Source organism: Pseudobacter sp. (genome assembly GCF_051955275.1).
Taxonomy (GTDB): Bacteria; Bacteroidota; Bacteroidia; order Chitinophagales; family Chitinophagaceae; genus Pseudobacter.
The window spans coordinates 25,766-38,428 of record NZ_JBQCGW010000132.1; the positions used below are offsets into that span (position 1 = coordinate 25,766).

Below are 12,663 nucleotides of genomic sequence, written 5' to 3' on the forward strand. Positions count from 1 at the left end.
GGTAGTATTTCAATACTGTGTTTATAGTTATGAGGCCGGTTAAAAGCCGCTTATTGACTCAACTATCAACAGCACCAATTTGAATTATCATCGCCAGGAAAAAGAATTGATCAGAAAAATGTTGTCCGCGGACCTCAGTCCTGAGGAGCAGCGAAAACTCAGTGAAATGATGAATAAGCCTGATTTCAGCGACCTGTTCGGTACGGTGCTGGATGAACAGGGCGGCGATCTGGAGATGCAGCTCAATGAAGAAGCGAAGGGATATGCAGAAGAAAAGCTTTTATTATTTTATCAGCAGTTACCCGAACACACCAGCGAAATTATAGAAGAAGTACCTGTGATCACCATGCGGAAACCTGTGTGGAAAAAGATCCTGGCCTATGCCGCAGCTGTGGTGGCAGCAGCAAGTGGTTTATTGTTCTGGTTATCTTACTCAGACAAAAACAGCAATATTCCTGTAGCACAGGAGCTCTATAAAAAAAACGAACACCCCGCAACGGTTCAAATGCCCGTTCTGTATACGGAGCATTTCAATCCGGGCAAGCACCGGATGAAAGTGAAGCTGGCTGATGGTTCCACCGTTACAATAGGCAGAAAGAGCCGCATTAAATATCCTGCCGGTTTTGCTGACAATACAAGAGATGTTTACCTGGATGGGGAAGCATTCTTTGAAGTAGCCAAAGACGCACGCAGGCCTTTTACCGTATTCACGGGAGATGTGCATACAGAAGTGCTGGGAACTTCATTCAAAGTATCGGCCCAACCTAAATCAGCGGTGGAAGTGGCGGTAGTAACAGGTAAAGTGCGGGTGAGTTATCATGGCGGAACGATGGCCAGCAATATGGTGACGATGCTGCCTGGTGATAAGATCAGCTGGAAGAACAGTCAGCTTACCAGGCTGAAAGCGAATCCGAAAGATATCCTTGCCTGGAAGAATGAAATGATGGTATTCAGAAAACAATCCCTGAGTGATATCCTGGATGCATTCCGGGATCATTATGGCGTCAAAATAACAGTTATCAATAAAGGTTTCTTACGCGAGAAGATTTCACTTACGCTCGACGAAAAAATGCCACTTGAAAAAGCGATGAATGTGTTGGCGGTAACGGCCGGTTTTGATCATTCATTGGATTCTTTATCCAGGACTGTTACCATCAAGTAGGATCATACAATAATTGATCATAAGACGGAACCAGTAAAACTCCTGCCTGCAGAGGCAGCAGGGATTGCTATGCAAATTCAATAAGTATTCGCCGGATCTACAAGGCAAACAATCAACAATAAAACGGTATGCGAATCTGTACAAGGTCATCTTTTTTTAATCGGTTTGTAAAAGGAATGGGGCTTTGCTGCTTCTTTTTATTGGTATTGTCTGCAGGCCGCGTGCTGGGGCAGGACCTGAGTAAAAAGATCAGTCTCAGTCTCGACAGTGCAAGCCTGGAGCAAAGTATCAATGAGATCGCAAAAAAAGGAGATCTCCGCCTGTCCATCAGGGAGAGGCTGCTGTCAGGCAGTACCAGGCGTGTTTCAATTCCTTCGCAAATGCTCACAACAGGCGATGCATTGAACATGGTATTGTCTGGCACCGGTCTGAGATACCGCGTGGTGGAAGGTTATGTTGTTATTGAAAACGCACCGGTCCTTGGAAATGCGGCTGGTCGTGTTTTTGATGCGGAAGGCCGCGCACTCAGCGGCGTTTCCGTTCACATCAAAGGCACAAAGAACGGAGACGTTACCGATGAGAATGGGGCTTTCTCCTTACCTGTTCCTGAGAAAGGAGCCACGCTGGTATTCAGTATGGTTGGTTTCAAGGAAAAGGAAATGAAAGTTACCAGCGAATCGCAGCACCTAAGGGTGGTATTGGAATCCAATACTGCTTCCCTGGAATCGGTAACGGTTCAGGCCAGGAGACGCACCAATACGTCTGCTGCCGTACTGAACGAAAGACGCCGTGCTGCCATTGTGCAGGACGCCATATCTGCAGAACAGATCCTCAAAACAGGTTCTATCACAACTACCCAGGCACTCGCGAAAGTGTCTGGGGTTACCATCACAGACGATAAGTATGTGGCGGTACGCGGACTGGGCGACAGGTCCGTGATCGGTCAGCTGAATGGTGTAAGGCTGGCTTCTTCCGACCCGGACAGAAGCTCTATCCCTTTAGACCTGGTGCCTGCATCCTTGCTGGATAATATCACTATTTACAAAACAGTGACGCCCGACAAGCCCGCTGATGCTGCGGCTGGCATCGTGGAACTGAAAACAAAATCAGTACCTGATAAAGAAACGCTGGAGTTCATTGCGCAGACCGGTTTCAACTCAAACATCGGTGTTGGCGGCAAATACAATAGTTTCTGGAATAATGAAATGGGCGCATTCGGAAACAGGATCAAAGAGAAAAACCTTTCCGGCGAATTCAAGAACCTGGCCATCCAATATCCCGGTGGACTGAACTCCATTCAGAAAATGATCGCCAACAGCAATTACAGTGCTGATGCATACAAAAAAGTGAACCGCATCAATGGCATCATGCGCGCTTTCGATCCCGTGATGACCACTGAATACAAAAAAGCGCCTTTGAATCAATTATACTCCATGACCTATGGAAACAGTTTCGACATTTTTACAAAGCACAAACTGGGGTTGATCCTGGGTGGGAACTATTACCGTCGCTATACTGACATCAGCGGCGGTGACCTTACCCAGTTCAGCATCTACCAGGGTGTGGTAACAGGGAATCCGGATGTGTACAGCCCGCGTAACATTCCGAACTATATTACCCCTAACAGCCTGTTCATGGGTAAATACCAGACTTACAAAGAGAATACTGGTGTGGAAACCCTGAATTACGGAACACTCGCGGGCCTCACATACCGGTTCAGCGCACTGCATGAGATCAGCATGCAATACCTTGGCAGCTGGGGAGGAGAGAATACCGCCACCAATCTTTATGGAAAGTATGAGTATACCGGTCTTCCCGGTGATGTGCATACTACCACCTGGTCCCTGAAGCAGACTTTCAGGAACCTGAATACCTTCAACCTGCAGGGTGAACATAAATTGTTCAATACGGAATATTCACCCAGGCTGAGCTATAACCTGGCTTCTTCTTCCTCCAAACAGAATGATCCTGATTTCCGTTTCGTGAGCCTTACTGATTACAGGCCCCGCAATGGTGGTTATTATTTCAGGCCAGGTATCGGTGAGCAGGGGGGAAGCGGTGGTTATGTATATACCGATCACCTGTATGCGCTTACATCAGGTTATGTGAACGGTGTGGGCAGTATCGGCCTGATGCAGGCAGAGCCTAATGGCCGCCGCTGGCGCAACCTGGATGAGCAGAACTACAACTATAAAGCTGACCTTTCCATCCCTTTTAAATTCCTCGGCCAGCGGCAGGAATTTAAAACAGGAGTGAACTATCTTTTCCGTGACCGTTCATTCACGGAGAACCAGTTGTTCCTGCCGGGTTCCAACTTCGCTCCAAACAAATCCATCACACTCTATGATGTATATGGAAACCTGAACGCTCTGGTTGGAAACAAAGTGATTGGCCTGTTTACTCCTTCAGGCAACAATGGAGAAGGCCAGATGCCAGTGAATGGTTTCCTGTACAACAGCCAGAAATCGCCTAATAATTATACCGGTTACTACGAAACCAATGCCTTTTATGGTATGCTGGATTTGCGTATGAATGAGCGGTTCAGAATGGCCGGAGGCGTTCGTTTTGAGATGACCGACATCGGTTCTTCTGTTGATACATCCGGTGTTTTTCTGGATCCTTCACTCACCGTAAAAGGTTCCGATGGTTCCGCAGTTCCTATCAATCCGATCAATCCTAACACGGTTTATATGGCTGATTACAAACCTTATTATTCAGTGAATGCCACGTATACACTGAACAGCAATATGAACTTCCGTGCCGCTTTCAATACAACGCTGGCAAGACCGGAGCTGAGAGAGATCACCAATATTTTCGAGTTCGACGCCTTTCAGATGGGCCTTGTGGTAGGTAATCCCAGCCTGGTGAACCAGCAGACAAAGAACCTCGATTTCCGCTGGGAATGGTTCACCGGAAAGGGTGAAGTAATTGCGGTATCTGCCTTCGGAAAGCAGATCAGTAACCAGCTGGTGAAAGTGTTCACGCTGAAAACAGATGGTCTCGCGGCTAAATACCCTGAGTTCCCTGTGATCCAGTTCCAGAACGATCCCAATACCGGTAAGGTGTGGGGGATGGAATTTGAAGTTGTGCAGAACCTGGGCAAAGTATGGAAGCCGCTGAAAAAGATTTTCTTCGGTTCCAACCTCCTGCTGGCACAGAGTGAGATAAAGAAAACCGCTGAGCGTTATGCAGCCAGCAAATCCCTCGACAGGCATACCCCGCAAAACAGTCCATTGTTCGAGCAGGCCCCTTACAGCATCAATGCCTGGCTCAACTATGAGAACAACAAAACAGGCACTGACCTTACGCTCACTTTCAATATGGTGGGAGAGCGCCTGGTGCAGATCAACCTCACCGGTGAGCCTGATCTCTACACACAACCCGTTCCTGTGCTGGACCTGGTGTTCAGCCAGCGTGTGAGCAAGAGAGTACTGTTCAAGGGTTATGCGAAGAATATCCTGAATCCTGCCATCAAAACCGTTTATGCGAATCCGCAAACCGGTGGGAAATGGTACGGCAATGAGTACATCAACCGCAGCTACAAGCGCGGCGCCGAGATCATGTTCGGATTTACTTACAACCCATTCTGAGAATAATCGAATTCAAAAAACCAGGAATGCCAAAAAAATTACAATACAGTTCAGGATTGCTGGCAACGCTGTTGCTGCTGGCCGCCTGTAAAAAGGATAAGTCTGATTTCGCGTACGATAACCGTCCGGTCACAGAAAATCTGAAGAAATCAAATGTGCGCATCATCAACCTGAGCGCTTACAACCAGGTGATCGCCGATGGCGACAGTCTCACCAATTTTGTTGTGCGTCGCCCCAGTGATCCGATGTCCGGCAGGTACCCCGCAACAAAATATTTTTCTGCTGATGGCAGACTGGGAAGTCTCTGGGAAGTTCCGATGGATGTTTTTGGTGTTGATGAAAAAACAGAACTGAGTATTTGGGATAAAAGCTTTTCAGGCCCCAACAGCCATGTTCAGTTCACGGCAGAGAACAGCCACAGCAATCCTATGGATTATGTATTGCTGCCCTATGAAAACTTCACTGGTCAGCCCAAAGTAGTGGCGGTGAAGCGTGATGTAGCGGGCCCATCAAAACCCGATCATATAAAGATCAGGGTGATCAATCTCAGCGGCGTTATCAATAATCCTGTTCGAACCGAATTTGGTATACAGGAAATATTGGACGGACCTGTTACACTGGCTTATGCAGACGGTACATCCGTAAGTGAAAAAACAAGCCATATCAGTACCGCAACAAGAGTGTCTGGATATGCAGAGATCCCTTACGGTACCTACCAGTTCAGGGTTTTGACGGAAGATGGGAAGCAATTCCCCACACCTTTCGGTAGTTCAAAATACCGGATTATGGATCCCGTTACGTCTGCGTATTCTGAAAGTTATGGCACCTCTTCTGATCTTGTGTTCAACCAGATCAGCGTGTTTCAGCCAGGTGGTGTATACACTGTGATCGTTTCACCGAGACGTTTCAATTATAGTATCAATCCGGCCAACGAAGAATCTTTCACTTATCAGAATGCCATCCAGGTGATCACGGATTTGAGTCCAGCCGCTAACACTACTTATTTCAGGATACAGGCAGCGAATGCTTTGAGTGATGGAGCCATCAGCTTTACTGCTAACGGGGAACAGATCGGTACTGCATTGAAATTCGGAGAGTCGGGCGCATATGCAAACCTGGTCAATGGGAATTTTAAAGTGGAAGCGAAAGACGCAGCTGGTAAATTGATTGCTTCAGCCGAACAATTGCTGAGAGCGAATATGAACTATACGGCATGGTTGTATCCTGCTCCTGATGGGGCAGCAAAATTGTTGCTGGTTGCCAATGATCTCAGTGGGGTCCAATATGCAGGCGCTTCAGATGATGCCACATTCGACAGACTGAAACAAAGTTTTTTCTTCTTTACACGCTATCTGAATTTCTCTCCCGATAATCAGTACATCACCTATACGCTGGATAATGGTCAGCCAATGGGCAATGCAAGTGTGAATCTGCAACCCGGTATTCCTGTATTTGATCAGCCTTATCAGAGTACAAGACTGGACGGTTCAAAGTACCAGATCATGGCTTATCGTTCAGCGCCGGCCGTAGTACCCGGTACATGGGCCAGTGATATTCCGGTGCTGTCTTCACAGGATTTTATCGCCAACAAACTCCTGTATACAAATGCCGGTAAAAGATTGCCTTTTCATGAAACCGGCGTATACACGGTGGCGTTGATCGGAAGCACCGGAAATATTGCCCCGAAGGCCAAAATGATGATCATAAAACATAACAAATGATGAAGATGCAAATCATAAAAAATATTGTCAGCCTGGTCCTGGTGATAAGTTGTGTTACCGGATGTTCAAAAGTGGATTACACCAAAATAGCAGACCCGGCCTACCTGCGCGTGTTCAATAATTTTAACTACGGTTTCAGCCTGGGAGACAAGGACAAGAAAGTCCCTTTCCTCTGTATGATCGTGAATCCCACATTTGATGCAGAGGGAAAACCGGTCGGCGGACAGATCATCGGAGATTTTCTGGATGTGCGTGATTATTATGCACCTCCTTATCCTTCGCATGTAGGTTCCAGTACATCGGTGAACAATCCTGAGTACCCCGGTAAGGAAAATGTGCTGGCCGGGCCGATCGTGAACGGGTACGATCTCAGCAGCTGGGCGCAGATCCCTTCAGGAACCCATCGTTTCATGTTCTTCTACAGGCCTAAGAACACCGTGCCTTATTTCAAGCTCGATCGTAACCTTATTGGTGACCTGATGATGGATACCACTGTAACCCTCACCAGTCATGAAGTGTATACAATGCACCTGTTACAGAAAGATTATAATACAAAGGAGAATGGCATACTGCTCAGACAGGAGGGTTTCCACAAACAGCCACTGAGTGATTCTCTGGCTTATGTGAATTTTTATAATTACAGCGCCAAAGGATTCCAGGATGCGGGCAATGATACCAAGCCTGAAGTGTACAAGATGGGACAGTTTCAGGGCGGCGTGAAAGACAGGATGGACGTCTATCTTACAATTTATCCTAACCAGGTTTCAGCCTTGACTGATGGCGGAGCTTACCGGTTCAATGCAATTGCCGGTTACAAGGGAAAATATTTTGCAACGGTGGAGCGGAACAACAGTTCCAATACGGTAGCGCCCTATTTCAGCTTCCCGGTCTTTGTAAATCCTGCTGAAAACGGTATTGCCACTTCAAGCTGGCAGAGCTGGGAGTTCTTCCTCCCCGGCCTTAGCCCTGCCAATAACCCCTATCATTACACTTTTACCAATACCGATGGAAACTGGGCCACCCTCAATTGCCTTAATAATGGTAACGATAAACCGAGCGCCAGCACCGGTGCCAATCTTCCGAATATGCTGGTGAACATTCACTCGGGAATATATAATCCAAGAACGTTTGCAACAGTCAACTCCATAGAGATCGTGAATGGCGGCGTTTATCTGACTACCATCCAGCGTAAGTATGATAAGCCCGTCTATTGATAATCGTAAGGTATAACTGAAATAGAATTATAATTCATCTTATGTTTAAATATTTAAAGTCACTGAAGATCTGTGCCGCAGTTTTTTTGATGCTGCTGTCATCCTGCAGACACGATAATCTGCTGGTGCCAAAGCCAAACGAGCATATCCGCCCCGCGGCTGACTTCATTAAAAACAACTATGACTTCCGTCTCTTCTATGCAGCACTGGAATACACTGGCCTGACGGGTGATCTCAATGCGCCCGGCCCCGTTACCGTACTTGCTGTGCCTGACAATGGCTGGTATGCAATGGGAGTAAGCACTGTATCACAGGTGTACAGTTTGAATAAAGACAGTCTCCGTCATGCACTGCAATATCATGTGATAAAGGACAGAAGGTGGATCACTACGGATTTTGCTACCAACGGAGTGGATGTTCGATTGGAAACAATGGCTGGAGAAAGTGTGTATGTATCCGCAGTCACCAGTGGCAAAGATTATTTCTTCGATGGTGCAAGGATCGTTCGAAGTGATATCAGGCTGGCCAATGGCGTACTGCAGGTGTTGAATAAATTCATGCAGTACCATAAAGAGAGGAGTGTACAGGGATATCTTTCTTCTCAGCCTCAGTTCAGCATTTTCGTCAACGGATTGAAAAAGTTCGGATTGTGGGATGAACTGGCAATGAAGGGGCCTTTCACCATTTTTGCTCCGGATAACGATGCTTATGATCTACAGGGTATTGATGCCGAAACCATCAATAGTATGGATATCTCTGCATACAACGCGCAACGATTGTTTGGCTGTTATATAGTTCCACAAAGCCACTTCTTCGTTTCCGATCAATATGTGTTCAAATCACTGGGTGCAGAATACGAATATCCCAGTCTGCTGAAGGACGATAACTGGTACATCCAGTTTGCCACCAGCCTGCTAAGCTCCAATCCCTCCGACAGGTTCTTTACTCCCTATCCCGAACTGAGCCTCTGGAAGCCTGGCCCCAATCCCGGCAGCCTTCCTGTTAGGATCGGATATGTACCTCAATCCAGTGCTATGCTGAAACCTCTGGTGTGGTACGATCATCTTTGCGAGAACGGGATCGTGCACCGGTTGCATGGATTGATATCAGTTCCCGCAGACGCTATCAAATAAGTGATTAAAAAGAATAATTCATGAAAGCTCCTATACAATACAGTTTCGCTGCACTGATGCTCCTCATAATTGCTACAGGCTGCAAAAAGGAAGAATACATTCCGCCACCGGAAGGAGAGAAGGTCAGCTATGTGGACCCTCAATACAAACCTCTGGGTGAAATACTGAAAACTTCTACACTTTTCCTTAAGCTGATAGAGCAAAGCAATATGGACAGTTTGCTTATCACAAGAACGGCAGTTACAGTGCTGGCTCCTTCCGATGCAGCCATGCAGGCTGCAGGATATACTGAATCTGCCATCACTTCAATGAATCCTTTGGATGCAGATACCATTGTTGCGCTGCATGTAGTCAGGAATACACTCACCAAAGAGGAATTGCTGCGTGCTTCCGGTAGCCTGCAAACCGCCAGCCTGCTTAAGAAGAAAGGATTGTATTCCAGGAGTTATTATTACGGGAATGATGAACCGAATAATATTTCCCGAGACGCTTACTGGTACAGGCAGATGCTGAGAGGCGCCAATGGAAAACTGATCGTGAACGGCATAACTTCCGGTGATCTTGATAAGTCCCTGCCTGCTGAGAATGCTTATGTGTATGCGTTAGACAGGGTGCTGACCAGGCCGGTTGATGAATCTTTCTGGTCATATCTCGAAAAAGATCCGAGGTTCAGCATTTTCATCAACTTACAAAAAAAAGTGGATGAAATATTCGATCTGAAATACCGGCGTATTTATGAAGACAATACAGGTTGGGATCCCGGAGGGTATGGCTGGGTGGATAGCAGGAGAACGAATTATGCGTTCTATTACAATATCGCACCTGATTATTCCGGTGAAAACTATGCCAATTTCAGCACCATGTATGCCCCTACCAATGATGCTTTCCATGCAGCAGGGTTTCAGAGTGTGGAAGATGTTCTGGCGGCCAACTCACATGTTTTTGGAGAGGAACCCGTTTTTGACTGGAATACCTGGGAGATCGCTGCATTCGGGTATATGTCTGATTCCATCCTGGCCTATCATTGGGATTATGGATTTGATAACCTTCCCTATTCTTCCATTTATGGTAAACCCAGGCCAGTTTCCCACCAGTTCTATTCAAATGATCTCAAAAATGATTACCTGGAAAATTTTGTGCTCAGCAACGCTGTGGGCAGCTATGAATATAAAATGACTTTAACCTTCGGGGAGAAAAACGGAAAGCCTACTGTTCAGGTAAAAGGCTCCAATGCAGAACCTGCTACTGTAACCGAAACCATCAGTACCCTGAATGGCCCTCTGCATGTGGTTGACCGCTTACTGATCCCCAAAGACCTTAAAATGAAGTAATATGAAGCTGAAGAAAACAATATATTTCTTTTCGGTACTCTGCCTCCTGGGAATGAACTCCTGTGTGAAAGATGATAGCGGTCAGGCCTCCGGTTACGATAACAACAAAATAAATCTCGTAGTAGCTGATAACTTCAATCTTTCTGTCATGAGCGCCGCATTACGACGCAGCGGCATCGATAAAAGTTTGCAGACAGGTGATGGTCCTTATACCCTGCTGGCCCCGTCTGACCTGGCTTTTAACAATGCTGGTTATGGAGATGCAACGTCAGTGCTTGCTGGTAATGGATCAGTGATTGCAGGTATCGCCAATTACCATACCATGGATGGTAGATATGAACTCAACAGGCTGCCGTATCTCTTCAACCAGGAATTGCGTTCACGCGGTGGTAAAATGTTTGCCACACACTGGATCAAGGGAACAGATACAGTGCTTACCATCAACGGGGCCCGGGTGTTGTCTGCCAACATCCCTGCCAGCAACGGTCTGATACAGGTGATCAACCTGGTGCTCACCCCGTATACGCACGATCGCCTGGGAGACGCTATTGCAGCCGATAAAGACATCACCCTGTTCTCTCAGGCGCTGAAAACCTCCGGTTTACTGGAAACCATCAACGGAACAGGCCCTTTTACCATCTTCGCTCCCAACAACGCTGCTATGCAGGCCAGGGGCTATCAGACGGTAGAGCAAATTCTCAATACCGATCCTCTGCAATTGAAAGAGCTGGTCGATTATCATGTGGTGCGCGACAGGCGTTTTGTTTATGATTATATTCTCAGTACGGGATCTTCAAACACTACAAAACAAGCCATGCTCAATGGCAATACGGTGAATATAAGATTACTGCCAGACCCTCAGGCTCCCGGATCTTTCAACAGCCTTTCATTGCGGGGGATCGGTAATACCTCCGATATAGCTTTGGTGAAGAGAGATATCCTTACCGGTAATGGCGTATTGCACGTGATCAACGGCACGCTTCGCATTACTCAATAGTTCGCATCAAAAGACCGAAAAAAATAACTCATGAAGAATACAGGAAAAGCAACGCCGTTGTTCAGTGCAGGCAGGCTTGCGGCAAACTGCTTTGTGGTTTGCCTGTTAATGCTGCTCTCGTTTACCGGTAATGCCCAGGAAACCACAGGCTCGCTGAGCGGAAAGGTAAAAGACAGTACAGGTAAAATAGTGGCAGGCGCCAGTATAACAGCCATTCACACACCCTCAGGAACAAAATATGCAACAGCCTCCGACGAAAAAGGATTTTACTTCCTCAACAATATGCGTATTGGTAATGGATATATGGTTACGGTATCCATGGTAGGAATGCAAACGGAAACAAGGGAAAATGTAGATGTAAGACTGGGGGGATCCCGGCAAATGGATTTCAGCCTTATACCAGGTAGCCAGCAACTCAGCGCCGTGACTGTTTCTGCAAAAGGAAGAAAGATCACCCAGCGCGCCGACATCTATGGTGCAGGGAAAAATATCAGTGCAGACCAGGTCCGTAATATGCCTACGGTGAGCAGGAGCCTCACCGATATTACACGACTCTCGCCGCAGGGCAGTCGCGATAACAGTTTCGGGGGCTCCAATTTCCGTTACAATAACGTTACTATCGACGGCGCCATTAACAATGATGCCATCGGCTTCAGTCCTTCATTGGGTGGCCAGACCGGCACCTCCGGTATGGCAGGCAGCAGCACACGCACTAATCCAATCTCTCTCGATGCTATCGAGGACATGCAGGTGTATCTCGCTCCCTTCGATGTGAAGATCGGGAACTTCACCGGTGGCTCCGTGAACGCCGTAACACGTAGCGGTACCAACAAGGTGAACGGCTCTGTGTATGGCTTCGGCAGATTTGCCGCCATCACCGGAAAAGACAAGGCTGGAAAGCTGGGTAAGATGAATGATGACTTCCACGATTACCAGGCAGGTTTCCGTGTTGGCTTCCCCATCATTAAAAATAAGCTCTTCTTCTTCACCAATGAAGAGATCACAAAGAGACAGGATCCTACTCAATTGTCTGCAGGCACCGATGAAACAAAAGATATCCTCAGCGTTACCGATGCAGATGCTATCAGCGGAGCCGTAAAAAGCCGCTATGGCAATATCTTTGACGCAGGTACTGCCGGTGTGTACATCAATAGCAGTGAATCGAAGAAATTCTTCAACCGGCTCGACTGGAATATCAATAGCAATCATCAGCTGTCCATCCGTAATAACACCATCTTCAGCAAGGCTACGCATATGGACCGAGACCAGCAGGATTTCCGTTTCAGCAGTATGGCCTTTGAGCAGACCAATCATCAGACCAGCACCGTTGCTGAACTGAAATCACGTTTCAGTAATAAGCTCTCCGGTAACCTGGTGGTTGGTTTCACCCAGGTGAACGACAAACGTGATCCTCTAAGCGACCCCAGCCTTCCACAGGTGCAGATCATGGGACGTACACCCGGTACTACCATCTATCTGGGTACAGACCGTGAAGCGAGCATCTTCAATATGAGA

Annotated in this window: 8 protein-coding genes; all 8 read left to right on the forward strand. The window is 47.1% G+C overall.

All coding sequences use genetic code 11. The features are described 5' to 3' along the window. Positions 1–166 precede the first annotated feature (166 nt). The gene (locus tag ACTHMC_RS11400) at positions 167–1,162 is read left to right on the forward strand and encodes a FecR family protein (protein WP_440413246.1); all 996 of its coding nucleotides are present in this window, start codon (positions 167–169) and stop codon (positions 1,160–1,162) included. 128 nt (positions 1,163–1,290) lie between these two features. After that, on the forward strand, positions 1,291–4,752 hold the full coding sequence (locus ACTHMC_RS11405) for a carboxypeptidase-like regulatory domain-containing protein (RefSeq protein WP_440413247.1): 3,462 nt from the start codon (positions 1,291–1,293) through the stop codon (positions 4,750–4,752). 26 nt (positions 4,753–4,778) lie between these two features. After that, positions 4,779–6,473, forward strand: a complete 1,695-nt coding sequence (locus ACTHMC_RS11410; RefSeq protein ID WP_440413248.1) for a hypothetical protein — start codon at positions 4,779–4,781, stop codon at positions 6,471–6,473. After that, a complete protein-coding gene (locus tag ACTHMC_RS11415) occupies positions 6,470–7,687 on the forward strand; it encodes a hypothetical protein (RefSeq protein WP_440413249.1) in 1,218 nt (405 codons plus the stop codon). Before ACTHMC_RS11410 ends, ACTHMC_RS11415 begins: the two co-directional genes overlap by 4 nt. A gap of 41 nt (positions 7,688–7,728) precedes the next feature. After that, positions 7,729–8,820: a fasciclin domain-containing protein gene (locus ACTHMC_RS11420; RefSeq protein WP_440413250.1), complete on the forward strand. Its 1,092-nt coding sequence runs from the start codon at positions 7,729–7,731 to the stop codon at positions 8,818–8,820. Between the two features lie 20 nt (positions 8,821–8,840). Next, positions 8,841–10,151: a fasciclin domain-containing protein gene (locus tag ACTHMC_RS11425; protein ID WP_440413251.1), complete on the forward strand. Its 1,311-nt coding sequence runs from the start codon at positions 8,841–8,843 to the stop codon at positions 10,149–10,151. Between the two features lies 1 nt (position 10,152). Continuing rightward, complete coding sequence (locus ACTHMC_RS11430) at positions 10,153–11,148, forward strand: fasciclin domain-containing protein (RefSeq protein WP_440413252.1); 996 nt, start codon at positions 10,153–10,155, stop codon at positions 11,146–11,148. A gap of 30 nt (positions 11,149–11,178) precedes the next feature. Beyond that, positions 11,179–12,663 (forward strand): carboxypeptidase regulatory-like domain-containing protein (locus ACTHMC_RS11435; protein ID WP_440413253.1); only part of this gene is annotated, 1,485 nt, incomplete at its 3' end.